This window comes from Seinonella peptonophila (assembly GCF_900129355.1).
In the GTDB taxonomy this organism is placed as follows: Bacteria; Bacillota; Bacilli; order Thermoactinomycetales; family Thermoactinomycetaceae; genus Seinonella; species Seinonella peptonophila.
The window spans coordinates 15267-40754 of the sequence record NZ_FQVL01000005.1; the positions used below are offsets into that span (position 1 = coordinate 15267).

Consider the following 25488-nt stretch of genomic DNA (forward strand, 5'->3'; position numbering starts at 1 on the left):
CCCCTATCGTTTCATTTTAGGATCAAGCGCATCTCGCAAACCATCGCCCATTAAGTTAAATCCAAGCATAATCAAACTAATCAACAAAGCAGGCCACAAGAGCTGATGAGGATAAAGCTGCAAATATCGATACCCCTCATTTACTAATACGCCTAGGCTCGCTTGTGGGGGCCGAAGCCCTAAGCCAATAAAACTTAAAAAGGCTTCAAAAAATATCGCACTTGGAATGGAAAAACTAACGGAAATAATAATTGGGCCAACTGTATTTGGAAGCAAATGACGAATGAAAATACGTCGATGACTCGCTCCTAATGATCGTGCCGCCAACACAAATTCTTGTGACTTTAACTTTAAGACTTGAGCCCGCACAATTCTTGCCATTGGTACCCAGCCCGTAATCGATAGTGCGACTGCGATCGGGATTATCCCTGGCTCCAGCCACATTAACATCAGAATAATCACAATCAAATTCGGAATTGAATAGAGTATTTCGATAACTCTCTGCATAGTATCGTCTACGCGACCCCCAAAGTAACCTGAAATCCCCCCAAATGTAACGCCAATTAAAACATCAAGAGCAACTGCTAAGAAAGCGATTAATAGAGAAATTTTTGCTCCATACCATGTACGAGCCCAAAGGTCACGCCCTAGACTATCTGTTCCAAAATAATGTTGTGCTGAATCTCCTTGATCAACCTCTAGCAAGTTTTGCGAATAATAATCATACTGGCTAAATGAAGAACCAAAAAAAGCAAAAAACATAATACAGATAATAAAAATAGCCCCAAGGAGTGCTCCCTTATTTGAACGAAAGCGATACCAAGCATCCTGCCAAAATCCAACTTGTTTACGCTCCAATCTTTGATAAGAGAGAAAATTACGTTGAATCGGTTGAAACGATTCTTTTTCCATCTACTCACCCCTCCTACCCGCAACACGAATCCGCGGATCAATCCAGCCGTATAAAATATCGATGAGCAAGACAGAGATCATAATCAACAAGCTATAAAAGATTGTCGTTCCTAATACTGCTGTATAATCGTTATTGATAATCGAGTCCACAAACAACGCACCCATACCAGGAACACCAAAGATTTTTTCTACCACAAGCGACCCTGTCAAAATATTCACCGTTAAAGGACCTAAGACCGTTACAGCAGGAATCAATGCGTTACGCAGACCATGTCTCCATATCACTGCCGCTTTTGACAGACCTTTTGCTCTTGCCGTCTTGATATAATCTTGATTTAAAACCTCAACCAATTCTGTGCGAACATATCTGGAAAACTGTGCAATCACTGCAACGGAAAGCGAGAGAGAGGGCATAATCGTATGCGCATAACTCCCCCAAAGCGCCGGGGGTAAAATTCCCCATTTCACCCCTACCCAAAAGGAAAGTAAACCTGCTAATACAAAACTAGGGATGGAAACGCCTAATACAGAAGTAGAAGTAGCGAAATTATCAATCCATCTTCCTTGATAAAGGGCAGATAAAATCCCCAGTCCACCTCCGATTATCAATCCGATTAAAATTCCCTGAAATCCGATAAATGCTGAAGCAAAAAAACGCTCTTTTAACATTTGACTAATATCCCGACCATCATACATCAAAGACTTACCTAAATCGGCTTTGAACAATCCTCCCATAAAGCGGAAGTATTGAACATAAAGGGGTTGATCCAGTCCATACTCATGTAAGATCTGGTCACGTATCTCAGGAGGCAACTTCTCTTCATTTTTTAACGGGGTTCCTGGCAAGCTGTGTACCAAGAAAAAAGTTGCTGTAATAATCAGCAGCAGTGTAACCATCATCAGTATCAGTCGTCGTAATATATAGAATGTCAAGAGTCATCACCCTTTCTTCACTACTTTTTCCAATCAAGATAGGTCTCCTTTAACACATAAGAAGAACCCGTTGATATCCAATAAATTCCTTTTACAAAAGGCTTCTTAATCCCTAGCCGAGACCGGTAGTATAAAGGGACAATCGCCGCATCTTGAATCAAAATCTTCTCTGCTTTCATCAAGTCAGCTAATCGTTCCTGATCATTTGGATTGGTCATCGACTTACGTACCAATTGGTCATACGTAGGATTACTCCACTTTCCTCTGTTATAGCTACCTCCGCTCAAAAATAAATCGCTAAAGGTCATTGGATCGTTATAATCAGCATTCCAACCAGAAATAAGTAAATCAAATTGTTGTCTTTTTCCACGCTGTAAACGCTGCTTAAATGGAATAGCAGTTACTTCAACCTGTAAACCTAGGTTTTTTCGCAACTGTTCTTTGATATATTCCATCTGTTTCTTTGAAGAATCCGCATCGTCCCCTACAATCTCTAATCGATCTGGTTGTCTTTTTAAACCAAGTTCTTTTAGACCTGCTGCATAAAGCTGTTTTGCTTTTGCTGGATCATATAGGACTGTATCAGGAGACAGCTCCCGAAATTTATGTTTCTCATCTCCTTTCATATGGGTAGGCATCAATCCCCCAGCAGGAACTGAATCATTTTTTAATACTCGTTTGGTTAACGACCGCTTATCAATGCCATAATTGATCGATTTGCGAATATTTAGATTTTTAAAAAAAGCCTTTGTCTGATTCATCTCGATATACCAACTCGCCATTTCCTTAATCACTGTTCGATCTGATTTCCCTTCAAATATAGCGGCAAATTCGGGGTTGATCTCAGTAAAGTCAAGTCGATTTGCACTATATAGATTTACCGTTGAGGCAACATCTTTTATAATCTTGCCTTCAACACGATCCAATCTTACCTTCCTCTGATCCCAATAAAAAGAGTTTTTCTTTAAGGTAAAGCTTGCTTCATGTTCCCAATTGCTTAATGTAAAGGGACCATTAAAGATTAATCGGTTTGCCTCTAATGCATACTCTGATCCATACTGATTCACAATATCTTCCCGTTGTGGCATGAATGTCGTAAAGCTACATAATTCCATAAAATAAGGTGTCGGAAATTTAAGTTTTACTTGAAGATGTGAATCATCTAATGCTTTTACGCCCACCTGACTAGCGGAAACTTTCCCTGCGTTATACTCCTCAGCGTTTTGAATTGGGAATAGAATAAATGCGTATTCTGACTTGGTCTTGGCATTTAAAGTACGTAGCCAGGAAAATACAAAATCTTGTGCTCGAACCGGCTTGCCATCACTCCATCTCGCATTGCGAAGTGTAAATGTATAGGTTCGTTTATCTTTACTTACTTGGGGAAGCTGGGCTGCAATAGCAGGTTGAGGTCGACCATTGCGATCTTGACGCAGTAGCCCTTCCATCGTATTATTCAGAATGCGTGATGAAACTTCATCAGTCGACTTCGAGACATCCAGATTCGGAGGCTCAGCACTTTCGGCTAATACAAAGGTACGATTATCTCCTCCTGCGGGTTTGATCGCATTCCCTTCAAACCCGCATGATGCCAGCAACAACGCACAAATCAGTACAAAAGCAAGAACGGATAACAAACGTTTTTTGTTCATCGATTCAAAATCCTCCTACAAGGGAATATAATATTTATAATATTATGATAAATATAGCGATACAGGGCTGTAACCTATACTGTTACTAATATAATATTATATTACAAAATTTGGAAAACAACTATACCTAGATCGATTCAGTTTTCAAAAAGAAAGACATCATAAGTGACAGCTACTATGTACGCAGACAGAGAGTTAGTCTACCTTTTGATGTCGCATTGTCTCAATCATTGCCAGTAACGTTTTATATTCCTCATCGCTCAGCTCTTCTATTTCTTCCAATTTTTTCTCAATCAGCTCGATAAGATCCCGACGAACTCGATCTTCACCAGTAATCTCCTGAGGGATTTTGAGGTACTCCATGAAATGTGTTGCAATACTTGCTGTCACAGACCCAATTAAGCCAATCCCCGTAAACATGAGTACGACAGCAATCATACGTCCACCGAGTGTGACTGGGGAGATATCACCATAGCCAACAGTAGTAGTCGTTACAATTGCCCACCAAATAGCATCTAGAAATGAATGAATATTCTTGCTCATAGGAGCCTCAATCAAATACACACCTGTAGCTCCCCATAATACAACCAAACTAACAATCACAAAAGAATAACGAAGTTCTTTGCGGCGAAAAAAGGCACTTAAAATCTTCGACATCCGTACTAACTGAATAAACCGTAAAATGCGGAAAAAACGAAAATGAGAATCGAGGGGAAGCATCGCAATGAGTTCAAACCAGTTTTTCATTACAAACTTACGCTTCTCCGCTGCATAGATGTAACGAACTAGATATTCCAACCCAAATAAGAAAATTAAGCCCCAATCTAGCCATAACATCTCTTGAGGGGTCAAAATATCAGGAATTGCACCAGAGGAATTTTGGATAAGTAAAATACTATAGCTTAGGACAAGAAAGATAACAAAAATTTCATAAAATAAGACCAGTCGTCGTTGAGTTAGTTGTTTCAACAATTTTCCATTCATATCTTTTTCTTCCTATCTCGCATGTTTCAAACCATTATAAATCATAGAATCGGGTTGTTTAATTGGAAAAAAATACATGAAAAAACCCATGTATCTGCATGGGCTTATCACTTTTATTTATTTTCACTTGTTAAATCGACGACCACATGACTTGCTTTTGCTTCGAGCGGAAAAGAGTCTTTTGTGATTCCCGTAAACCATACATCTACTGTTTTCCCTTGATTGATATCAGTCTTTTTCCCTTCTTGATAGCCAGCTTTCTGTTTTATGTAATACTTGGTATCTGAACCTAATTCGATATCAGCCTTCGCGCTCACTGTCTGTTCATTTGGATCTTCTTCAACAAAAATGCGATCCCCTTCAATCTTGGTAACGGTTCCACGAATGTTCGATTGTTCAACAGGAGGCTGTACTTGATCAGCGGTACTCGTACAAGCAGTTAAACTAAAAAGGAGTAAGCACGCACAAAGTTGAAATAGGATGATTTTTTTCTTTATAAACATGTTACACTTCGGTCTCCTTTGCATCTATTCGTATTCTAAATATTACCAATCAAATATAAGATTGTCAACTCGAATTTCAGTTTACGAACAAATATCCCCCTTTGTTTCGACAATATTGCTGAAAGAATACCCGCTCAATCTCCTCTTACAGCCATATTGTGGGCAATGGCATCATCCAAGGATGAGGATTCATCAAAATGATCAACCATCATTCAGAGCGAAATTTTTCTACACAATGCTCATTCCTCAGTACAACTACTGATCATACATTTGCTTAATAAACTGTAACAAGGAGTGAACTTTCCATTCCAACGGTTCAACACGAGTCTTACTCATCCGATATATCTTACTCAAATGAACGATGATCTTTAATGTCATTTGATAAAGTTGTATCCACTTCTTTGATTGGTTATTTAGCCCATACCAATAAGGATAAGAAGGGTCACTAGGAGGATAGTTGGAATCATTTTTTGCAAAAAGAAAATGGTTTCCAAGCCATTCCATCGCTTTCTCCTTTTGCAGTACAGGTTGGAAATTTTCCGTCAGAGGAAGATCATCTAAAATCATGATCAGACCTAGCTCCGCTTCTCTAACAAAGTTCCGTCGAAAAGCTTGTGCTGTCTCACCAACACTTAAATCAATTTTGTGTATTTCATTATCATCTAAGCCGATGTCACCCAAAGCATAGATATCATGATCCCAACGGAATTGAGGGAACATCAACTGTTCTGATCGATCGATCAATTGTTGCAGAGCAGTATAATGAAAGACCGTTTGCATGGTAATACCAACAGGGCCTGGCCAAGTGTAAATCTTTACTTTTCGATTTTCGATCCCAACGTAAACTTTATCATTACTGATCAAGTTATACCCAGCAGCTAGCAGCCCAAGCATCATCGTGGTCTTTCCTGCACCCTTATCTCCGCATAATAAAATGGCTTTTCCATCCTTTTCAACGGCTGCCGCATGCAGCAGAAAGAAACCTTTCCGTTCCATATAACGAGTCATCAACTCTCGAACCATTCGCGCCGGTTCATAGATAAAGCCTTGGGATTTTGGAGAGGCAACTAAGAATATCTGTTGGAAATTTTGATCACAGATTAAGAAAAGCATCTTTTTTCTATCATATAAAATGGAACCATCGGAACCATTTACAAATTCAATATCTTCTTCAAACGATTGATCTAACTGTTGTGGTAGATATTCCTGCAAGTAATGATTCATTTGTATAAAAAGCTCATGCTCTATCCATGTAGCGACAGAAAAATGAGGGCGAACCGATTGAGGAAGTTCAACTGATTGATAATGAGGACGAAAATATTTTTTTGACCAATCAAGAACTTCCTGTCGATTCGAATATAAGCGACCCACAATTCCTTTGAACATATACGCCACATGGTATGGATAAGTTATCTCAAATAATCGAAACGTTTTCACCAATTGCTGATACGACATCATTGATGTATCCCTACCTTATGTGCATCATCTTCTATTTCATTGCAAACAAATGAACAAGCCAAGTTGAATAGAAGACGACAAAAACGGATAAGCCAAAACCGCTAATCAGTCCAGTAAAAAGACGTAATCCATTTGTGCTTTCTCTCCAACCAAACTTTTGTGTAAAACCATCGATTAGCATCGGAACTTGCGCCCCAACGCCAATCCACCATGGAATTACAAATGGTAATATGAATAAAACGGGAACAAAGAAAAATCCCAGTAACATACTCATACACCTTGCACAAATGGGCAAAGGCTTACCATTCACATGAAAACAGCGATCAGGGCGACGATGACATGGCACAATATCAATCATTCGTTTGAGATAAGTCAACGCCCATGAGCCTAACAATCACATCCACCACAATCACAATCAACACAATCACAGTTATCAAAACAATCGAGCCCATCACATACCTTTTTACCAATCTTTCCTTTCTTTTTTAGCTTACTATAGCCTAGTTTTGAAAAGAGAGATAATGAAACTCCACCGACTAATGTCGAGAGCCCAGCTACCCAGCTATTGTTAAATAGGAGTTGAGCAGATGAAACATACAACGTTAAATTTGCTGTGACTAATAGAAAAAACATAATGATCCTCCATAAAATAGCATTATTCCTGTTTCTATTTACTATTTTAATAATCCTATCAAGAATTGAAAAGCGAAAGTTCATAAAGGAGCTGAATATTCTATAGTGAAAGGAGTGACTTCACCATGATGGTACCCACACTCCCATCTGATGCTGTGCTTGGGATTATTGCCCCAGCCAGCCCTGTTTCCCCTATTAAAAGGGATATTGCACTAGAACGTTTTTTACAATATGGTTTTTCCATTCAATTAGGAAAAAGTGTTTCAGCGCAATATGGATATCTTTCTGGAGATGATGAATTGCGTGCTAGCGACTTGGAAGAGATGTTTTTACGCGATGATATTGATGCAATTTTTTGCCTGCGCGGTGGATATGGCACCATGCGCTTACTTGAGCATATCAACTATCAAATCATCGCCCAACACCCCAAACCATTTGTTGGTTATAGCGATATTACAGCGCTCCACATAGCGATCCACCAAAGAACAGGCATGGTCACTTTTCATGGACCGATGGTCAGTGAGACAAGGAAAAAAGAAAGTGAATCGAGCTTTTTGGAGCTTTTCCGAATATTACAAGGTCATAACCCGCTTCCCTGTTATCAATCAATTGATCATTTTCTATGTCTAACACCTGGCTGTGCAGAAGGGAAACTGATTGGGGGGAATTTAAGTTTAATCTGTTCTACATTAGGGACACCTTTTGAGATCGAAACAACTGGCTCAATTCTGTTACTGGAAGATGTAGACGAGGCTCCATATTGTATTGATCGTATGCTGACACAACTCTTACTGGCAAATAAACTTCAGCAAGCAGCAGGAATCATCTTTACTTCATGTCACAAATGTAATCCACCCATCAATCATCCTTCTTTTTCTTTAGAACAAGTGCTATTGGATCGATTATCCTCTATATCTGTTCCTGCATTTTATGGACTGCCCATTGGACACCGCCTGCCGAATTTACCCATTCCACTAGGCTGCCGTGCTATAATCGATGCTTCGAACGGTAGCGTACAAATGATTGAACCATCGGTTTATCCTCATTAATAAAAGAACATATTTTTTCAAGAACGAACAACCTATCCAAATTTACTGGATCTTCTTTTTCTCATGGCTCGATCTCACCGTTCAAGATGATACAGGGCATTTTTTATAAATCAGAGTGATTATTATCCATATAATGAACGTTGCGAATGGGTGTTTTGTTTCGACCCATCATCAGAAGCTACCTTTCAACCTTCTTCAAAATAAAAATGTATTCAAATACAACTTTCTGTGCACATCCTAGTGAAACATATCATACAGACAGCTTTATAAAAAAGAATCATTACTATTTAAATTATACAACACGATTAAAATTCATTTTGTTAATTTGTCGTTTAAATAATGGTAATATTTAGATATTTTTCTTTTCTTTTGGTTATCTCATTGCTATAATAGTAGATAAACGAAACCGAATGTTAGAGGTAGATGATACCTCTGTTACATAGATACAAAACTGTAAGGGAAGGTGAGTCCAATGCGTAAAGAACAAGACATCACCCTAGCTACACTTTTAGAAGCAATGCAAAATTTAAATGCTAAAATTGACCGGATGGAAAATCGACTAGTCGAACAAGTAGTAGAGGTTAAAGAAGATGTAACCACTGTAAAAGAAGAGATTGCCCAATTAAAGCAGCATAAGGATCAGTATTCAGTGAAAGAGATTCTATTTCGACAACCCGCTGAATCATAATCGAGCTTATGTCTAACATAGTTACTGAAGTCGCCCATTGTAGAAGCGAAAGCTCTACATAGGGCTTTTTTCTAATTATAGTCTTCGATTCGCTTCTCGCTAAATAACTGATAACCCTAAATAGGTGGTTAATATTTTTATTCTCCTTTGGTAAAATAATTATACTAATCATTTTATATCAATCTATTTGTAATCACAAAATGATTGAATTTATCTGAGTAAAGGAGAGTGGACTTGTATGAGAAAAGCCATTCAACCAAATGATGTTTCAACACATTCTTTTTCTTGGGGCGTTATCAAGTGGCTAGTCACACCGGATCAGATTAAAGGAGCGAACATGACCTTTGGTGAAGTCATCTTACTTCCAGAACAAGGACATGAACGCCATAATCACCCAGAGTCAGAAGAAATTCTCTATGTCCTCTCCGGTGAAGGTGAGCAGATGGTAAATGATGAAGCATCTTTTCAAATTCAGGCTGGCGATGTCATACATATTCCTAAGGGTGTCTATCACTCTACATTTAATACGGGCTGGGAACCACTTCGGTTACTAGCAATCTATAATCCTGGCGGCTCTGAGAAAGAACTAGCAAGCATGCCTGACTTCCAAGAGATTCCAGCAGGTCAAGTCGCCACCTTTACAAGAAAGTAAATCATTCAGATCATATAACAGGCAGCCTGTAAGCGGGCTGCCATTTTATTTCTCTATGCGTTCCACAATGCCCTGTGTTCCATCTACGCGAATCCTATCACCTGTTTGAATCGTTTCTGTTGCATTTTCTACACCGACTACTGCTGGAATTCCATACTCTCTTGCAACGACAGCTCCATGTGTCATCATTCCCCCTACTTCTAGCACTAAACCTTTTGCTGATAGAAAGAGCGGCGTCCAACCGGGATCAGTAAAAGGTGCAACTAATATTTCCTCTTTCTCTAACTCGGCTTGATTTGGCGTTAACACAACTCGGGCAATACCTTCAACTACGCCACTGGAAACAGGGTTCCCAACCCATACTCCATCTGCCAAGTCTCGCTGATTCTGAAGCTGTCCAGTAATCACTTCACCCCGACTTGTAAAAGTTCTAGGTGCCTTTCTTTTAATATCTTGACGAAACTTATCTTTGCGCTGTTCGATCAAGCGGAAATATTCGGTTTCATCAGCCCCAGCTCTTAACTTGACCAATTCATCAAGGCGAAGGTAGTACACATCTGTTACCTCCTTGAGCAGTCCTTGATCGACAAGCTGTTGAGCTGTATCGAGAATCGACCGTCTAAAAGTAGAAAAAATGCGCATCATATAGTACTTATGGTGTTCACGCAAAGCCATTCCATAACGGAAAAGACGAATGAGCCGTTGCAGAACCCACCGTTTCCACCAACCACCGCGTTGCTTTCTCACCTCTTGTAATAGATACTCGGTTTCGGCAATAGCTGTTTGCTTTCCAAGATCAAATTGTTTACGATGTTCACCTGGTTCTCTTTTTAAGTGGCTAAGAATAGAAGAAAACAACTGTCCAGGTTCCTCTTGCCAGCGAGGGCGGCTAATGTCAATCTCACCAGGACATCGAACTCCATATTGATTGAGAAAGGATGCAAATGCCTGTTTAAAGTCAGCACTTCCTTCAATCGAATCAAGTTGCTCTAAAAAGTTGGGTTGATCATGTGCTTGCTGCAAATATTGGATGAGTTGATGATGAGAACGTGCCTTCTCAGCTACATCGCCCAATGCGAGTCCCATCTCACTTGTCACATTTCCTTCTAAGGATTTATTTAAAATAGAAATAGAATCTTCTCGATCCAACCATTTTCGAAGCAGATTCTTTAAAACAAACATCGCCATGAGACCTGGAATCACAAAAGCGACTGCATTTTTAATAATATTTAATAACATTTTTCCACTTTGAATCTGTACCATTCGAAGTTGCTCGCTGCCTTCTGTTTGTTCGATCACTTGCGCAGTTTCCGAATCGAGCTTTGCTAAGACTTTTTCTATTTTCTGATGAAAGCGCTCAGGTTTTCCAAAGAGAAAGTTAGTCAAGCCACGCCGAAGCGGATACCAAAATACCCATAGCATCGTAGTGAACATTTCATTTGCTTTCTTAGAAGCATGCGCTTGAAACTCTTCTTTTGCTATAAACTGTTCTACCGCATTTTGCAATTGTGAATCGATCACTTGTCTAAGAACTCGTGGCACAACCCGCTTCCCCACAGATGTTTTCAGCAACGTTGTTAAGTCAACAAAGAGTCTACTGCCAGCTTCAACCATAAGCTGACTTTCTTCAAATACATGTCTCTTGCCAAAGGGAAAACAGGTACGAAAGAGCGATAAAGCTAATGGTTTTAATGCTTCAGTCATCATTTGTAAGTGACCAAAGGAAAAATAAAGGTGTAAATCAGCAGGGGTCGGCTTTGGTAGCGGATAGAGGGAAGTAATCGGACGTGCTTGCAGAATATAGATTTTTCCTTTGGCAATCGCCCACTCTATATCTTGAGGCTGACCATAATGCTGCTCAATCTGTTTCCCTAGCGTAGCCAAAGAGAGAATTTCATCTTTGTGAAGAGCTGGAGCTTTCTGTTTTCTTTTCGGCAGTTCGATCCGTTCCGTTCCTCCGCTTTCTAATGGTAGTATGGCGATCTTCTTCTCAGCAATTTGTTCTTTTATCACTTGTCCCCTACGAATTTGGTACAGATCAGGTGATACCCAACCGGATACTAATGCTTCACCTAAACCATAGCTCGCATCAATCGATACGACTTCTCGATCGCCACTCACTGGATCAGCGGTAAATAAGATCCCTGACACTTCGGGTAAGACCATCTCCTGGACAACTACGGATAATGAAACAGATTGATGGGAAAAATGTTGTTTACTGCGATAAGTAATGGCTCGATCTGTAAAAAGGGAAATAAAACAGTTTTGAATCGCTTCGATCAACGCTCTTTCTCCGCGGACATTTAAATAAGTATCTTGTTGTCCTGCAAATGATGCTGTAGGTAAATCTTCCGCTGTCGCACTTGACCGTACTGCATAAAATTGATCTTGACCGAGTCGGTTAAAGGCGGCTCGAATCTCTGCTATCAGCTCAGTTTGTAACGTTAATTGCCGTAAATGGGTGCGAATTTTCTTGCCCCATTGTTCAATTTCTGCTTGCTCTTCTGGCTTTAGCTGATCTAGCTGTTCTAACCAATGGAGCAGGTTTGGGCTTTGATTGCTAAATAGTCGATAAGCTTCTGTCGTCAAACAAAAACCAGAGGGAATGGGGAATCCCGCTCGTGTCATCTCACCTAGATTTGCTCCTTTTCCTCCAACAATCTCCACATCTTCATTGCCCAGTTCTGTAAAATCTCGAATGTACCGACCCATCTTTGTCACCTCATCGCCCATTGATCTACATTTGAATGGATTTTATCATGAAAATATACTACATATATCCTTATGCTTTAGAAATGGAGGAAAACAATGGCTAACCAATTTGAACAAGTATTACATGCACGACACAGTATCCGTCAATATCAGCCGGATATAAATATCGATCAAAAAGAATTGGAATCCATGATCGAATTAGCAGCAACAGCACCAACTGCATGGAATCTCCAACATTGGAAAACGATTTTAGTACAAGACCTTCAACAAAAAGAGCAGTTGTTTGAAGCGATCAATCATCAACAGCAAGTTTTAGATTGCTCAGCTCTCTTTATTATACTAGGTGATTTAGAAGCGAATCGTAATGCAGACTTGGTTTATCAGCCGATGGTTGAAGCAGGACAATTGCCAGCAGATGCTTATCAAAAGTTAAAAAATAATATAGAAACTGCTTATCAAGATCAGAAAACAGCACGAGATGAAGCAATTGCCAATGCTTCCCTATTTGCGATGCAACTCATGTTAGTTGCCAAAGATCATGGCTATGATACCTGCCCAATGGGCGGCTTTAACCGTAAGCTATTGATCGAACAACTTCGTATACCTCCACGCTTTCTTCCTGTTATGATTATTTCTATTGGTAAAGCTATAACTACTTCACATCCTAGACATCGAATTCCAATTAGCGAAAAAATAGTATATGGAGCATTTGATCGATAAGTCTAAAAAAGCGTCAAGCTGTGATTGTCTGATCCAGCCTGACGCCTTCTTCATATTATTCCCTATCTATTCAAATTGAATCAATGATTAAGGAAGTCTAAAATCATATTTTGATACGATGCTATCATACTATTTACTATCCAGGGAAGACGATCGTCTTATTTCCCTCTACAATTACCTGATCGCTTAAATGCCATTGGACAGCGCGTGCAAGAACGATTCTCTCCAAATCGCGCCCTAAGCGTTTTAGTTCCTCCGCATCATGACGATGATTTACCCGATATACATCTTGTTCAATGATCGGCCCTTGATCTAATTCTTCAGTTACATAATGAGCTGTTGCACCAATCAGCTTCACACCACGATCATATGCTTGGTGATAAGGATTTGCACCTATAAAAGCTGGTAGAAAAGAATGATGGATATTAATAATCTGTTGTTGATATGCTTGTACAAATGCAGGTGGTAAGATTTGCATATACCGTGCTAAGACGACTGTTTCAATCTGATTCTCAGCCAATAACTGCAAATGTTGCTCTGTCACTTGATCACGATTCTCTTTGTTTACTGGGAGATGATAGTAGGGAATCCCTAATTGCTCAACTGTTTCCTGCCAAATTGGATGATTGCTAACCACCATTCGAATATCTGCATCTAATTCCCCAATTTGCCATCTCCAAAGAAGTTCACGCAGGCAATGATCCTCACGAGAAACAAAAATGGCCAATCGTTGACGATGCGCAGCTAAGGCAATCTGCCAATCCATCTGCTGCTCAGTTGCTAGTGGTTCAAATTTACTTCTTACTTGATCCAGACGTTGTGCGAGTGATGGGAGTTGAAATTCAACACGCATAAAAAAGCGCTTCTTTTCAATTTCTGTATGCTGGTCTGAATGAATGATATTGGCTCCTTCTTCATAAAGAAAACGTGACACTTTCGCCACGATTCCAGGCTGATCCGGACAAGAAATCCGCATCCTTCCGATATCTGTCTGCTTCATGAAAGCCTCCTTTATGATGTTTCATATGATCTGTTCGATCCAACCTTCCGTTTCAAATCTACATTTAGCGATTATCAATATTCTCTGGGTTTAAATCATGTCTATGCAACCGATAAGCTGCCATATCGGCCCATTTTGTCCCTTCCATACCATAGTTCACATATGGATCGATACTAATACCACCCCGAGGTAAAAATTTCCCCAAGACTTCAATATATTTTGGCTCTAGTAATTGCTGTAAATCTTTCATGATAGTTACAACGCAATTCTCATGAAAATCACCATGATTACGAAAGCGAAATAAATAAAGCTTGAGCGACTTACTCTCAACTAATCGCAGATTTGGAACATAACTGATATATAGAGTAGCAAAGTCAGGTTGCCCCGTCATTGGACAAAGACTGGTAAATTCAGGACAATTAAATTTGACGAAGTAATCTAGATCAGGATGTTGATTGGGAAAGGCTTCTAAGACACTTGGGTCATATTGAAAGGAATATTCCGTATCTTGACCTAACTTAGTCAGTCCTTTGATTGATTGTTCCATGTTATATCTCTCCATATCTCGCATAAGCTTCTGCGGTTTCACGTATCTCAACCCAACGCAAACGAGGTTGATTCTCTTTCTGACTGCAAAGTTGTGCAATGCGCTGAAAGCACACTTCTGCAATCCGTTCTGCAGTCGGAAAAACGCCTCCTTGTTCCCGATCAAACTCGGGAAAATGATTTAACAGTTGATGATCGTATCGTTTCACTAAGGCATGTTTTATTTCACGAAAATCGATTAACATATCTGACTGATCTAATTCTTTACCTTCAATACAAAAAGTAACCTGATAATTATGACCATGCAGTTGTCCACATTTATCAGCACCTGGGATGTAATGCGCACAACTGATCGAAAACGTTTTGACAAGTTGATATTGTTTAGACATTAACGCTCACCGAATCATGATAAGGGATTGGATCGCGAACACCATTTTCAGCAAATCCTTTTAAACGAAGATGACAACTATCACATTTGCCACACGCTTTTGCTTCACCTCGATAACAAGAGGTTGTGAGATGGTAGGGTACTTCTAATTCTATACCTTGTCGAATGGTCTCTTTTTTAGATAAATGAATCAATGGAGTAACAACTTGAATACTTTCCTTCTGGTCGTTTACCCCTACCTCAGTTGCTAATGCAAGTGTTTGGTTTACTGCCTCAATAAAAGCCGGACGACAGTCTGGATAACCACTAAAGTCAACGGCGCTCACACCTAAATAAATAGCCGTAGCTCCAACCACTTCCGCATAAGCTGTAGCTAAGGAAATAAAGATCAAGTTGCGAGCAGGAACATAAGTCGAAGGAATGCCCTTTTCCTCACCTGCCGAAGGTACATCCATCGTTTGATCCGTTAATGCACTTCCCCCTAATACACCTAGCCAGTCGAGTGAAGCAATTTGGTGTTGGTCACTCACATGATAATGCGCAGCTACAGCAGCCGCAGCTTCAAGCTCAATTCGATGGCGTTGTCCATAGTCAAAAGTAAGCGGATATAACTGATATCCATCCTTTTGTGCAATTCCCATACATGTCGTACTATCAAGACCACCACTTAAAATCACTACTGCTTTCATCCCTAATCCTCCATTCATTCTACACGCCCCGTGCCTCTGGGTCCCAAATATATTTATGTAATTGAAGATTTAATTTTACATTTCGAAGATGATTCTCTTGTATCCATGTAACGAGTTGTTTTGGATCACAAATTTCCCAAACAGGACTAAATAATGGTGTTCCTCGTATTACTTTTTGCTGCAAAATCTTCCTTGCCACTTGAAAATCATGTTCATCTTGAATCACAAACTTAACTTCATCAGTATCTGTTAGCTGAGAAAAGTTGTCTTCAATCATACGATGCTGTTCACCACTTGCTGGCAGCTTGTAATCGAGAATAAAGCGAACCTTCTGTCCATTTTTGTCACTCAAACGCCACTGATGATATGGTTTTAAATCAATCGCCCCATTTGTTTCAATATGAATATCTTTAATAAAAGGAAGTAAAACGAGTTCTTGTATTAAATGTAAAGAATGTTCGCCATGAATCAAAGGCTCACCACCCGTTAAGCAAATGGATGGATTAGGCAATTTCTTTACTTTGTTCACAATTTCAGCAATTGTGGCTGTAAATACTGGTTTAGCTGGCGCATAACTATAAGTAGTATCACACCATGTACAGCGGAGGTTGCAATGAAATAAACGAATAAATGTAGTCGGAAAGCCAGCTCGCAGACCTTCCCCTTCTACTGTCTGAAAGATTTCAACCATTGGCAATTCTTTACTTATATCTCTTGACACGTTCTCACCTCCGTTGTTTACACGTATTATACCAAAGCAAGTAGATTCACGATGGTATAAATGTTCTGTTATCATAGGAAGTGTATCAAATCTTCAAGATAAAAAGGAGTTAGTGTGTACCATGAGCATACGTGTAGGCGTTGTCGGATATGGACTGTCTGGCCGTGTCTTTCATGCCCCATTTCTGGAGCATCTTGAGCCTTTTCAGTTAAAGGCTATTGTAACATCACGAGTAGAACAGGTAAAACATGACTATCCTAATGTTCAGGTACTCTCTTCCTTTGAAGATTTAATTGAACAAACAGATCTTGACCTTATTGTGATCACCACACCCAACACCACACATTTCCCATATGCACATGCTGCAATCAAAGCCAGAAAACATGTAGTAGTAGAAAAACCGTTTACAAATACGGTTGAGGAAGCTGATCAATTAATTGAAACAGCTCAGGCACAGAATGTCTTACTAAGTGTTTATCAGAACCGACGATATGATAACGACTTTTTAACATTACAACAAACATTACGAGCGGGTATCCTAGGCGAACTTTCCCATTATGAAGCCCATTTTGACCGTTTTCGTCCACTTGTTAGCCAGCGTTGGCGCGAAGAAGACTTACCTGGATCGGGTATTCTCTATGATTTAGGAGCACATTTGATCGATCAAGCATTGGTTCTATTTGGATTTCCTCGTTCAATCTGGGCTGATTTAAGCAATCAACGAACCGATGCGCAAACAACCGATTATTTTCATATGGTTCTCCGTTACGATCGGATGCGCGTAGTTCTTCATTCAAGTAGTTTAGTCCGTAATCCAGGGCCAAGAATACAAATTCATGGTGATCAAGGAAGTTGGACAAGCTATGGTCTTGATCCACAAGAAGAACAGCTGAACAAAGGTATGTCCCTTACCAATCCAAACTTTGGATATCGAAAGCCACGATCTTTTGCACAGCTTACACATGAAATTGCTGGCATCGAAAGCACAAGCAAAGTACCGCTCGTCCAAGGTAATTATCTACGCTATTATCAAGAGATTGCTGAAGCGATCCTTGAAGGTCAACCTGTACCCGTAACTGCAAATGAAGGTCGCAATGTGATTCAGATGATTGAACTGGCGACCAAAAGTCATCTCCAAGGTCAGGTTATACCGATTGTATAGATGGCTGTGCCATATCGACTATTGAAGATGAGGTGACAAGAAAACCGATGAAATTGGCAACCTCTATTCCCAATCTACCCGCAATCTACCGCTATCCTTTGATCATTTTGATCTTACTTTGTGTTTTCATGATTTCTATCTCTAGTTATGTACTATATAACTTACTACATCCTGAACGAAAGCCAATCGAGCATCGACCTGAAAGTTTTCATCTTCCTTATCAAAATGTTACCTTTCAAAGCAAAGATGGGGTTGCTTTAAAGGGTTGGTTAATACCTGGTAAACATCCTGGCAAAAAGATCGTGATCATGGCACATGGCTATGGCGACAATCGATCATCAATCGATGCGACCTTACCTATGGCTAAAGCACTTTATGAGCAAGGCTTTGCTACACTACTTTTTGATTTTCGAAATTCTGGTGAAGCCGGAGGAACCTTGACAACTGTAGGTGTTGAGGAAAAACTCGATCTGCATGCTGCGATTCAATTTGCAAAACATAAGGGTTACCAAAACATCGGGTTATATGGTTTTTCAATGGGTGCAGCTACAGCAATCGTTACTGCTTCCGAACGCCATGATATTCAAGCACTTGTCTCCGATTCGGCATTCTCCGATTTACGGCCCTATCTAGAGGAGAATCTACCTGTTTGGAGTGGTCTACCTAATTTTTTCACCCCCATTATACTTCGCTTAGGAGAATGGAGCGGTGTCAATCCTAGCCAAAATAGACCGATTGAAGCGATGAAAAAACTTAAAAAAATGCCAATTTTACTGATCCATACTTCGAAAGACCCCTCAATACCTGTTACTGAAACTAAAAAACTATCACATGTGTATCATAATCAATCAAGTATGACAGTGTGGCTGACAGCAGGTACTGAACATGTAGGGTCTTTTCCTGCCCAGCCCCAAGAATATATAAAACGTGTGACATCATTTTTTACACAATATCTCAAGTGAACCATGAAACGACCAGATGATCTGGTCGTTTTTGTTTGCTTCAATCCTCCTTTACAGGGTACAATTAATATTAAGAGGCCTTGGTTGAGATTTTTTATTCTTGGAAAGCAACCAAGCTTAGATAACTGGAGGCTATAGATAAATATGATCGAAGCTAATTCCCCATTGTACAATGACGCAATGAAAACATTAGCAGCAACAAGTCGTACCTTTTTTATCCCGATTGATCGATTACCAAATGGTTTAAAAGAGGCGGTGGCATCTGCTTACCTCTGTATGCGAGCAATTGACGAAATTGAAGATGATCCATCTCTTCCGGCATCTCATAAAACATCGCTCTTGGAAAAAATCAGTTCGATCCTCGTACGGCCATTCATGGCAAGTGATTGGAACTACCTCTTTCGAGACTACCACTCGTTATTACCAGAAGTGACACTTCGAATCAATGATTGGGCAAAGTTAAGTCCATCTCCTATCGCGCAAAATATTTTCCATGCTACTGCGGTCATGGCAAAAGGAATGGCAGTTTGGGTACAACGTAATTGGACCATTCGTACAAAGGATGATTTAGATAATTATACTTACTATGTAGCGGGCTTAGTGGGTGAACTATTAAATGAAATTTGGCACTGGTATGATCAAACAGATGCAGATCAGGAGCTTGCAATCGCTTTCGGACGCGGTTTACAGGCTGTAAACATCATCCGCAATCGAGATGAAGATCTCAAACGAGGTGTTGATTTTTTTCCTGATGGCTGGGAAAAGGCTGACATGTTTTCCTATGCACGTCAAAATCTAGAGATGGCAGATCGTTACATGACGCAAATATCAAATAAAGCAATCTATGACTTTTGTAAAATTCCTGTTGCACTTGCGCATGGAACATTAGATATCATGGAAGCGGGCAAGAGAAAGTTAACCCGCAACGCAGTAAAGGCGATTGTAAAAGCTGTCACTGGGAAATAATAAGAGCCCACAGGGCTCTCTGATACAATTATTTTTTTACAGTATGAATCCACTTTATAAAGCGATCTACCACTTGATCTATAAATTCGATAGTCGGTTGATCAATTAATTGTCCCGCTTCATCTATTTTTTCGTGTACCACTCCCACAAAAATCTCATTGCCAGGAAGTACAAGGGCTGACACACCAGGAGAGTTTAAGATATCTCGCAAATGCATTTGCGCACGGACTGTTCCATGTAAGCCCATTGATGCACCCGCTACCATAGTTGGCTTGTTAACCAATACTTGCTCAACACGCGAACACCAATCTAAAGCATTTTTCAATACAGCCGAAATCGAATGATTATATTCAGGAGTGAGCATCAGTACCCCATCACTATCTGCAATCTGAGCTTTGACCAGCTTGACGATATCAGGAGGATTGAGTTCATCATCTTGGTTATAGATGGGTAACTGATCAATCGGCACTAGTTCAATCGACAATTTCGCTTGATATCGTTCTTTCATAAATAAAGCTAACTTTTTATTATAAGAATCACTACGATTACTTCCTACTAATGCGACAATTTTCAATGCTAACACTCCTTAACCTTATATTCAATTATTACTATACCCGAAACGATTATTTAGAAACATTGTGATAGAGAGGACGCGTTAACCCTTGACTAATGAGCATATCGAAGCCGTGATTTTTGACTTAGACGGAACACTAATTGATAGTGAACCTGTTCATTACCTCGCGGAAAAGGAATTGCTACAAGCATATGGTATTGATGGATTTACGATGGAGATGAAAAAACCTTATATTGGTAAAAGTACAGAGTCGATTATGGAGGCACTAAAAGAAAAATATCATCTAGATGCTTCACTTGAATCACTTGTTGCAGAGAAAATCAAACGCTATTTATACTTAGCATACCGAAATATGGATGTCTATCCCGAAATGCGTACATTCCTACAACAATTAAAAAATAGCAACATCCCACTCGCTATTGCTTCTGGTTCATCTCGATCGATTATTGAAGAGATCTTAAAAATCACAGAGCTTCAACCGTATTTTTCAGTCGTTGTATCTGCTGAAGAAGTAGCCGCTGGAAAACCAGCACCTGATGTATTTTTAAAAGCTGCTAATGATTTATCCATCAATCCTGAGCGATGTGTAGTATTGGAAGACTCTCAATATGGAGTAGAGGCTGCCAAACGAGCTAAGATGTATGCAATTGCCATCCCTTATCTATCTGAGCCACCGCTTCATCCCCTATTTGGGCAAGCCGATTTATTATTTGAGCAAGGCATGTCCCAATTCTCTGCTAGCAAAGCAATTAAATGGATCAATGAAAAAAGGTAATCATTTTTTTAATAGATGATGCCATTCCCTTTGCTCTCTACGTGGATAGTTGGATAGAAGTTTGCATGTGTGTATACTTCTTTATAATTCATATGTTTCCATTCATCATTATGGTAGGCGATGATTTGCCGCCCTATTCCTAATCCATCAAATTGGTGTTTTTGCATCTTTGCAAATAAATGCTTGCAACGGTCCTTTAAAATTTTCTCAATGTAACGGTTTAATTTAGACACTTCTTTTGGAGAATCTAAATTTGCCGGTGGATATTCCTTCACATTGATTTTTAATCCTAACTTGTAGTAAACATCCAAGTGGTTTCTCCTAACTCGAAGCTCTATTTCAGGTGAGCTTTTCATTATTTCAAAGCTCACACGATTCACAGCAGAATGCACATTTGTCATTGGAATCGCTAAACTTACTAAGGCGGTTCCATCATTTTTCCCTCGCATCATCTGCAAAAGCTTCGATTCTACACGACTTAATGAACCGACCATTCTCTGTCCTCGCATCATGGCAGCACCTACCACTTCGACCTCATTACCTTTTACTTCAAAGTATGGCAAAGAAAAATCTTCACCAGGATCAAACATCAACGGACAAATGGACTGAATATCTTGAGGGGAAATAACAGATAGCTTTTCTTCTCCTTCTATCAACTGATCTAAATATTCACCGATCAATGTTGTACCAATTTTCTGATGTTGAACCACTTCATTTGCTTCCCCTTTTACAATGCCAACCTTAGCATTTAGGGGGCTTTTTGGTTCACGATAAAAGGAATCTAGTAGTGGATACAGATCCTGTGTTCTGGCTAATTTTTCTGATAAAAGTAACACACGAAATTTAAAAACACGCAATCTTCCATTTAAACTTGCACTGACCGCTTGGCTCATCTCTCGCATCGAACGTCCTTTTGCATAGTAAATGGTATTATTTGTCTCAATTTGTTGTGTATGGGATGTTGTATTACGGACAACGAAACTTCCAAGCAGCTGTCCACCACTTGCTTGATCAAGAGCAATGGTATATACGAGCCGTGCCTGCTTCAATTGGTCTTGATCCCAACATCCTAATAAAAACAAAGGGAAAATTAACACGAGTAGCATCAAAAACAGCTTGAGTCGCTTCATGATAATCGCTCCTTTTTCCGAAAAAAAGAAAGGAGTAGGCAGATGACCGGAATGATAAAGGTGAAAACTGGTATAATTCCAATAAATTTCATTTCATAATATTTAACAGAGAATGGATCTGTTGCTACATAAGTGAGTAAGGCAGCAATAAGAGCAATTATAGGAACCACTTTTTTAATCGCAATATGATTGTTTATACTTTTCAAACCTTTTCCTGAGATATACAGATAGATTGCCAAAGTTGTAGTAGAGGAGAGTACACCAAGATTGAGGAAGATCAAGTCTAGTCTTTCTACCAAACTAAACCGAATCGCCTTTAACATGTAGATTAATGGCTCTGGTACAATAGCTATCTCTTCTGGGGCAAACACAGCAAGCGAAGTATATACTAAAACTGTATAAATTAATGTTGTTAAAGCATTCGCTAGTGAAGCCGCCATTAATTTTTGTTTATTTGTTCCATGCACATATGGATAAATAAATAAGATCACTTCAAAACCACCAAAAGCAGGCAATGCTAGAAACGCGGTTTGGATAATTTTCAGCCATCCCACTTCTAGAAAGGGCATGGGATAAGTAAAATTAGCAATACTAAGCCCCATTGCTACAAGCAAAAACAATGAGGGAAGAAAAAGTGATGCGATGACCATCACTCTTGACATAACTTGAAGTGAAGAACGAGCGAGATAAACGCTTGTAAGTAACATAACGAATAATAAGAACCAATGGGGGGTTTTAGGAAATACCCATGCTTTTGCTATCTTCACATAAACCATCAACGTAAAGGCGGCTGCTAATAGAAAGAAGCTACTATATATTCCACATAATACGCGTCCTAGCCATTTGCCAAAAATATGGATACAGATCTGATAAAAGTCTTGCCCTGAAAAGCGGTTTAAAAGTAGACCAAACAAGAATATGAAAATCTGGATACAAACGCCCATCAACAATGATGATATCCAAGCTCCACCCTTTGCAGTTTCTTGCAAATTATGTGGAAGAGAGACTAGCTGTGTTCCGATCTGCGTCTGTAATATCATACAAAAAAATTGACCACGTGTGATTTTGGTTTTATTCTGATTGATCATGTCCCCACCTTCTTGAGCTTTCTACTTGTTTCTTACGTAATGGCTCCGGTTGGTTTGATCTTTCTTTTAAGCTCCAGACAGGAAAGCGAAAGACAGCATCTTTCCATTCTTTCAAACGCAAAGGTGAAAAAGGTTCAAAATAAGGTAATCCAAATGATTCTAAACGACACAAATGAATAACTAAAATCATCGTTCCAAATGTGATCCCGACTAATCCCAATACAGCAGCGGCAAACATCATAGGGAACCGCAAAAGCCGAACAGCATTGCTCATTTCTTGAGTGGGGACAATAAAGGAAGCAATCGCTGTAATCGCGACAATAATAATCATTGTGTATGAAATATAACCAGCATTTACAACCGCATCACCAATTACTAAACCTCCCACAATACCAATCGTCTGACCTACTCGACTAGGCAGTCGAATTCCTGCTTCACGAATCAACTCAAGTGTTAATTCCATAATCGCTGCCTCGATCAATGGATGGAAAGGAATTTGTCTGAGAGAACCTTGAATATTGTAAGTTAAATTGAGCGGAAGCATCTCAGGGTGAAATGAAACCATCGCAATGTAAATGGCAGGTAATTGAAAGGCAAGAAAGAAGCTAATTAAACGAATTATACGCAGAAAAGAACTCACTTGCCATCGACTATGATAATCATCTGTAGATTGGTAGAACGTAAATAATGATACTGGTGCGATCAAAACAGAAGGATCGCCATCAATAAAAATTGCAACACGTCCTTCCATCAAATTGGCGATCACACGATCTGTCCGTTCTGTATTCAGCAATTGGGGAAACGGAGAGGCTGGTGATTCTTCGATAAACTCTTCTAGATAACCAGGTAATAATTGATCAACTTTGATGCTTGTAATCCTTTTCTTCACTTTCTTGATCAGGATAGGATTTGCCAAATTCTTCATATAGGCTACAACAACTTGTGTGTGTGTATCCTTCCCTAAATAGAAGGTGGACAAATGAAGGTGTTTACTTTGAATCTGTCTGCGAATTAATGATAGGTTTTTCAGTATATTTTCTGTAAAACCTTGATGTGGCCCCCTTACAATCCGCTCATTCTCTGGTTCAACAGCTTCTCTAGCTTCTTCTTTTAATGCGGCAAATAGGTAATTATTCTTCTCATTTTCTAAGAGCAACAAAACCCAGCCTTGGAGTAACTGCTTGATTACTTGCTCCACATCTTGCTTTACAAGAATGTTAACAGAACGAACGACATGAACAGGCGAGCCTCGTTCAAGCCGTTGTAAGGGAGTAATAATTTCCCGGACAATTTTTTGCTCATCACAAAGCGTTTTTAGATAAAGCAGAGCTGCTACTTGCCCTTTACAATGCAACATACGCTGTTCAATATCTATAGAATTAGATAGATTCTCTTTAATTTCATTGATTCTCTCTTCTAATCTCATCTATCCACCTCCCCTTCCCGATAACTTTATTATGTATGTTAATCTTTGGAAATATACGGCAGACAGTTTCGTTATAGAGTTGTTTGTTGTGCTAGTAGAAAGGCGGCGTTACGCAACCGACTTACAGGCTATGCTGACAAAACCCTCCGAATGGGGGAATCGTAATTCCACATATTGACATCTCCGCCGAGGGTGAAGACAAGATCCATACTTTGATGTGAAGGAGATACGGAAGAACTGAAGCAGAGCAGGATGAGGACTAATCCTTTTTCAGTCTCTTTCTAAGCCAAACGGACCCACAGGAACATTAGTTCCCATGCCCGCTTGCGATTTTACAGCTCCGATTGAAGCTGGAGTCCCTCCATCAGAACTTTCTCAGCCATGGACAGAGTGAGCCGACAGATTAGCTCACCTGTTCTTTCATAGATGACCACCCACTCATCTTCGGAGAGCCGATAGATCACTTTGCCCCCTCTGACTTTGCTCAGTCTTTTGGGGCTGCCAGTCCAGTTTCTGTTGATCTTGCGCAACTGTTTTGAAGTGATCTCTTCTCGAACTCCTTTCAAACTGACCTGGTCTGCCTCGGCACAGCTTCCCTCGATCCTGGGCTTATCTCCACGAAGGATCGCCTCATAGATCGAACGATCCGTAATCTGGCTACCCACTTCACCAGTAACAATCAAGTGCTCCGCGAACACCTGACCACGATGATTTTTGATCTCGACCTTTTCCCCCCGAATCTGGGACTTGTAAGCGGATTCCTGAACCCGAATCTTCGACCCAGGGATCAAACCCTGAATCTGTCCCGTCTTCGTCAGGAATCTGACGTTGATCTCAGCGGCCTCCTTCTGATCAGGGATTCCGACGATCTGGCCTGCTGCTATTCGTACTGTTACACTTCGTCCTGTTACCCAGCTTCCAGTTTGGCAGTCGCGCACCTTGAGGTGACCCAAGGAAAGCGCGACTCCTTTGAGCGTATCGATCGAATAGTCTGTACCAAAGTAGACTTCATCTACTTCAGCGCGTTCGATTGATGATCCCGGAATGACTGGAAAGATGTTTTGTGGAAAATGCTTATCCGTGATGTGCGGAGAAATCTGTAGGCGCATCATCTCTTGCGCCCTTTCCCAATCCAATGAATTCCCCCAAATAACTGTGAGTCCGT

At 39.9% G+C, this 25488-nt stretch carries 27 protein-coding genes; 8 read left to right on the forward strand and 19 right to left on the reverse strand.

Annotated features, from left to right (window positions below):
• Window positions 1-3 precede the first annotated feature (3 nt).
• The 8 genes from BUB71_RS19555 to BUB71_RS09680 form a co-directional block, all read right to left on the reverse strand.
• Window positions 4-912: an ABC transporter permease gene (locus BUB71_RS19555; RefSeq protein ID WP_073154644.1), complete on the reverse strand. Its 909-nt coding sequence runs from the start codon at window positions 910-912 to the stop codon at window positions 4-6.
• Complete coding sequence (locus tag BUB71_RS19560) at window positions 913-1845, reverse strand: ABC transporter permease (RefSeq protein WP_175552332.1); 933 nt, start codon at window positions 1843-1845, stop codon at window positions 913-915. It lies immediately after the preceding gene.
• Window positions 1846-1865: 20 nt separating this feature from the next.
• Entirely contained in the window at window positions 1866-3497 is a 1632-nt protein-coding gene (locus BUB71_RS09655) for a peptide ABC transporter substrate-binding protein (protein ID WP_073154645.1), read from the reverse strand.
• 195 nt (window positions 3498-3692) lie between these two features.
• A complete protein-coding gene (locus BUB71_RS09660; RefSeq protein WP_073154646.1) occupies window positions 3693-4481 on the reverse strand; it encodes a potassium channel family protein in 789 nt (262 codons plus the stop codon).
• Between the two features lie 113 nt (window positions 4482-4594).
• Window positions 4595-4984 carry a DUF3221 domain-containing protein gene (locus tag BUB71_RS09665; protein WP_073154647.1) on the reverse strand — a complete coding sequence of 130 codons (390 nt, stop codon included), beginning with the start codon at window positions 4982-4984 and terminating at the stop codon, window positions 4595-4597.
• A gap of 255 nt (window positions 4985-5239) precedes the next feature.
• Window positions 5240-6442: a hypothetical protein gene (locus tag BUB71_RS09670; RefSeq protein WP_073154648.1), complete on the reverse strand. Its 1203-nt coding sequence runs from the start codon at window positions 6440-6442 to the stop codon at window positions 5240-5242.
• A gap of 31 nt (window positions 6443-6473) precedes the next feature.
• Complete coding sequence (locus BUB71_RS09675) at window positions 6474-6836, reverse strand: DUF2085 domain-containing protein (RefSeq protein ID WP_245815564.1); 363 nt, start codon at window positions 6834-6836, stop codon at window positions 6474-6476.
• A complete protein-coding gene (locus tag BUB71_RS09680; protein ID WP_073154649.1) occupies window positions 6830-7075 on the reverse strand; it encodes a hypothetical protein in 246 nt (81 codons plus the stop codon). The genes BUB71_RS09675 and BUB71_RS09680 overlap by 7 nt, the downstream gene beginning before the upstream one ends.
• Before the next feature lie 125 nt (window positions 7076-7200).
• Between BUB71_RS09680 and BUB71_RS09685 the strand changes: the two genes are divergently transcribed.
• From BUB71_RS09685 to BUB71_RS09695, 3 genes are all read left to right on the forward strand, one after another.
• Window positions 7201-8124 (forward strand): S66 peptidase family protein, encoded by a 924-nt coding sequence (locus tag BUB71_RS09685; protein WP_073154650.1) that lies wholly within the window; start codon window positions 7201-7203, stop codon window positions 8122-8124.
• A gap of 472 nt (window positions 8125-8596) precedes the next feature.
• The gene (locus tag BUB71_RS09690; protein WP_073154651.1) at window positions 8597-8812 is read left to right on the forward strand and encodes a hypothetical protein; all 216 of its coding nucleotides are present in this window, start codon (window positions 8597-8599) and stop codon (window positions 8810-8812) included.
• A gap of 238 nt (window positions 8813-9050) precedes the next feature.
• On the forward strand, window positions 9051-9464 hold the full coding sequence (locus BUB71_RS09695; RefSeq protein ID WP_073154652.1) for a cupin domain-containing protein: 414 nt from the start codon (window positions 9051-9053) through the stop codon (window positions 9462-9464).
• Window positions 9465-9509: 45 nt separating this feature from the next.
• On the opposite strand, the gene BUB71_RS09700 is transcribed toward BUB71_RS09695, so the two are convergent.
• Window positions 9510-12176, reverse strand: coding sequence for a phosphoenolpyruvate synthase (locus BUB71_RS09700; RefSeq protein ID WP_073154653.1), 2667 nt, complete (start codon window positions 12174-12176; stop codon window positions 9510-9512).
• Window positions 12177-12272: 96 nt separating this feature from the next.
• Between BUB71_RS09700 and BUB71_RS09705 the strand changes: the two genes are divergently transcribed.
• Window positions 12273-12896: a nitroreductase family protein gene (locus BUB71_RS09705; RefSeq protein ID WP_073154654.1), complete on the forward strand. Its 624-nt coding sequence runs from the start codon at window positions 12273-12275 to the stop codon at window positions 12894-12896.
• A 136-nt stretch (window positions 12897-13032) separates the two neighbouring features.
• On the opposite strand, the gene purU is transcribed toward BUB71_RS09705, so the two are convergent.
• From purU to BUB71_RS09730, 5 genes are all read right to left on the reverse strand, one after another.
• Entirely contained in the window at window positions 13033-13896 is an 864-nt protein-coding gene (gene purU, locus BUB71_RS09710) for a formyltetrahydrofolate deformylase (protein WP_073154655.1), read from the reverse strand.
• A gap of 64 nt (window positions 13897-13960) precedes the next feature.
• Entirely contained in the window at window positions 13961-14443 is a 483-nt protein-coding gene (queF, locus tag BUB71_RS09715) for a preQ(1) synthase (protein WP_217653546.1), read from the reverse strand.
• Between the two features lies 1 nt (window position 14444).
• Complete coding sequence (locus BUB71_RS09720; RefSeq protein ID WP_073154657.1) at window positions 14445-14831, reverse strand: 6-pyruvoyl trahydropterin synthase family protein; 387 nt, start codon at window positions 14829-14831, stop codon at window positions 14445-14447.
• Window positions 14824-15519, reverse strand: a complete 696-nt coding sequence (queC, locus tag BUB71_RS09725) for a 7-cyano-7-deazaguanine synthase QueC (RefSeq protein WP_073154658.1) — start codon at window positions 15517-15519, stop codon at window positions 14824-14826. The genes BUB71_RS09720 and queC overlap by 8 nt, the downstream gene beginning before the upstream one ends.
• A gap of 19 nt (window positions 15520-15538) precedes the next feature.
• Window positions 15539-16240, reverse strand: a complete 702-nt coding sequence (locus tag BUB71_RS09730) for a 7-carboxy-7-deazaguanine synthase QueE (protein WP_245815565.1) — start codon at window positions 16238-16240, stop codon at window positions 15539-15541.
• A gap of 121 nt (window positions 16241-16361) precedes the next feature.
• On the opposite strand from BUB71_RS09730, the gene BUB71_RS09735 reads away from it, so the two are divergent.
• The 3 genes from BUB71_RS09735 to BUB71_RS09745 all read left to right on the forward strand — a co-directional run bounded on the left by BUB71_RS09735 (window position 16362) and on the right by BUB71_RS09745 (window position 19330).
• Window positions 16362-17402, forward strand: a complete 1041-nt coding sequence (locus BUB71_RS09735) for an oxidoreductase (RefSeq protein ID WP_073154659.1) — start codon at window positions 16362-16364, stop codon at window positions 17400-17402.
• A 47-nt stretch (window positions 17403-17449) separates the two neighbouring features.
• The gene (locus BUB71_RS09740; protein ID WP_073154660.1) at window positions 17450-18364 is read left to right on the forward strand and encodes an alpha/beta hydrolase; all 915 of its coding nucleotides are present in this window, start codon (window positions 17450-17452) and stop codon (window positions 18362-18364) included.
• 144 nt (window positions 18365-18508) lie between these two features.
• Window positions 18509-19330 carry a squalene/phytoene synthase family protein gene (locus BUB71_RS09745; RefSeq protein WP_073154661.1) on the forward strand — a complete coding sequence of 274 codons (822 nt, stop codon included), beginning with the start codon at window positions 18509-18511 and terminating at the stop codon, window positions 19328-19330.
• A gap of 28 nt (window positions 19331-19358) precedes the next feature.
• On the opposite strand, the gene BUB71_RS09750 is transcribed toward BUB71_RS09745, so the two are convergent.
• Window positions 19359-19904: an NADPH-dependent FMN reductase gene (locus BUB71_RS09750; RefSeq protein ID WP_073154662.1), complete on the reverse strand. Its 546-nt coding sequence runs from the start codon at window positions 19902-19904 to the stop codon at window positions 19359-19361.
• 88 nt (window positions 19905-19992) lie between these two features.
• On the opposite strand from BUB71_RS09750, the gene BUB71_RS09755 reads away from it, so the two are divergent.
• Complete coding sequence (locus BUB71_RS09755) at window positions 19993-20679, forward strand: HAD family hydrolase (protein ID WP_073154663.1); 687 nt, start codon at window positions 19993-19995, stop codon at window positions 20677-20679.
• Between the two features lie 8 nt (window positions 20680-20687).
• On the opposite strand, the gene BUB71_RS09760 is transcribed toward BUB71_RS09755, so the two are convergent.
• From BUB71_RS09760 to BUB71_RS09775, 4 genes are all read right to left on the reverse strand, one after another.
• Entirely contained in the window at window positions 20688-21809 is a 1122-nt protein-coding gene (locus BUB71_RS09760; protein WP_073154664.1) for a Ger(x)C family spore germination protein, read from the reverse strand.
• Window positions 21806-22897: a GerAB/ArcD/ProY family transporter gene (locus BUB71_RS09765; RefSeq protein WP_073154665.1), complete on the reverse strand. Its 1092-nt coding sequence runs from the start codon at window positions 22895-22897 to the stop codon at window positions 21806-21808. The genes BUB71_RS09760 and BUB71_RS09765 overlap by 4 nt, the downstream gene beginning before the upstream one ends.
• Window positions 22881-24323, reverse strand: a complete 1443-nt coding sequence (locus BUB71_RS09770) for a spore germination protein (protein WP_073154666.1) — start codon at window positions 24321-24323, stop codon at window positions 22881-22883. The genes BUB71_RS09765 and BUB71_RS09770 overlap by 17 nt, the downstream gene beginning before the upstream one ends.
• 332 nt (window positions 24324-24655) lie before the next feature.
• Window positions 24656-25459 (reverse strand): hypothetical protein, encoded by an 804-nt coding sequence (locus tag BUB71_RS09775; protein WP_073154667.1) that lies wholly within the window; start codon window positions 25457-25459, stop codon window positions 24656-24658.
• Between the last annotated feature and the right edge of the window lie 29 nt (window positions 25460-25488).

Excerpts from the sequence above, each read along its gene's own strand:
- BUB71_RS09685 (WP_073154650.1), top strand. The coding sequence starts at position 7,201 with ATGATGGTACCCACACTCCCATCTGATGCTGTGCTTGGGATTATTGCC.
- BUB71_RS09760 (WP_073154664.1), bottom strand. The coding sequence starts at position 21,809 with ATGAAGCGACTCAAGCTGTTTTTGATGCTACTCGTGTTAATTTTCCCT.
- BUB71_RS09670 (WP_073154648.1), bottom strand. The coding sequence starts at position 6,442 with ATGATGTCGTATCAGCAATTGGTGAAAACGTTTCGATTATTTGAGATA.
- purU (WP_073154655.1), bottom strand. The coding sequence starts at position 13,896 with ATGAAGCAGACAGATATCGGAAGGATGCGGATTTCTTGTCCGGATCAG.
- BUB71_RS09765 (WP_073154665.1), bottom strand. The coding sequence starts at position 22,897 with ATGATCAATCAGAATAAAACCAAAATCACACGTGGTCAATTTTTTTGT.
- queC (WP_073154658.1), bottom strand. The coding sequence starts at position 15,519 with ATGAAAGCAGTAGTGATTTTAAGTGGTGGTCTTGATAGTACGACATGT.
- queF (WP_217653546.1), bottom strand. The coding sequence starts at position 14,443 with ATGGAACAATCAATCAAAGGACTGACTAAGTTAGGTCAAGATACGGAA.
- BUB71_RS09700 (WP_073154653.1), bottom strand. The coding sequence starts at position 12,176 with ATGGGTCGGTACATTCGAGATTTTACAGAACTGGGCAATGAAGATGTG.
- BUB71_RS09665 (WP_073154647.1), bottom strand. The coding sequence starts at position 4,984 with ATGTTTATAAAGAAAAAAATCATCCTATTTCAACTTTGTGCGTGCTTA.
- BUB71_RS09690 (WP_073154651.1), top strand. The coding sequence starts at position 8,597 with ATGCGTAAAGAACAAGACATCACCCTAGCTACACTTTTAGAAGCAATG.
- BUB71_RS09770 (WP_073154666.1), bottom strand. The coding sequence starts at position 24,323 with ATGAGATTAGAAGAGAGAATCAATGAAATTAAAGAGAATCTATCTAAT.
- BUB71_RS09680 (WP_073154649.1), bottom strand. The coding sequence starts at position 7,075 with ATGTTTTTTCTATTAGTCACAGCAAATTTAACGTTGTATGTTTCATCT.
- BUB71_RS09660 (WP_073154646.1), bottom strand. The coding sequence starts at position 4,481 with ATGAATGGAAAATTGTTGAAACAACTAACTCAACGACGACTGGTCTTA.
- BUB71_RS09735 (WP_073154659.1), top strand. The coding sequence starts at position 16,362 with ATGAGCATACGTGTAGGCGTTGTCGGATATGGACTGTCTGGCCGTGTC.
- BUB71_RS09740 (WP_073154660.1), top strand. The coding sequence starts at position 17,450 with ATGAAATTGGCAACCTCTATTCCCAATCTACCCGCAATCTACCGCTAT.
- BUB71_RS09745 (WP_073154661.1), top strand. The coding sequence starts at position 18,509 with ATGATCGAAGCTAATTCCCCATTGTACAATGACGCAATGAAAACATTA.
- BUB71_RS09720 (WP_073154657.1), bottom strand. The coding sequence starts at position 14,831 with ATGTCTAAACAATATCAACTTGTCAAAACGTTTTCGATCAGTTGTGCG.
- BUB71_RS09705 (WP_073154654.1), top strand. The coding sequence starts at position 12,273 with ATGGCTAACCAATTTGAACAAGTATTACATGCACGACACAGTATCCGT.
- BUB71_RS09655 (WP_073154645.1), bottom strand. The coding sequence starts at position 3,497 with ATGAACAAAAAACGTTTGTTATCCGTTCTTGCTTTTGTACTGATTTGT.
- BUB71_RS19555 (WP_073154644.1), bottom strand. The coding sequence starts at position 912 with ATGGAAAAAGAATCGTTTCAACCGATTCAACGTAATTTTCTCTCTTAT.
- BUB71_RS09695 (WP_073154652.1), top strand. The coding sequence starts at position 9,051 with ATGAGAAAAGCCATTCAACCAAATGATGTTTCAACACATTCTTTTTCT.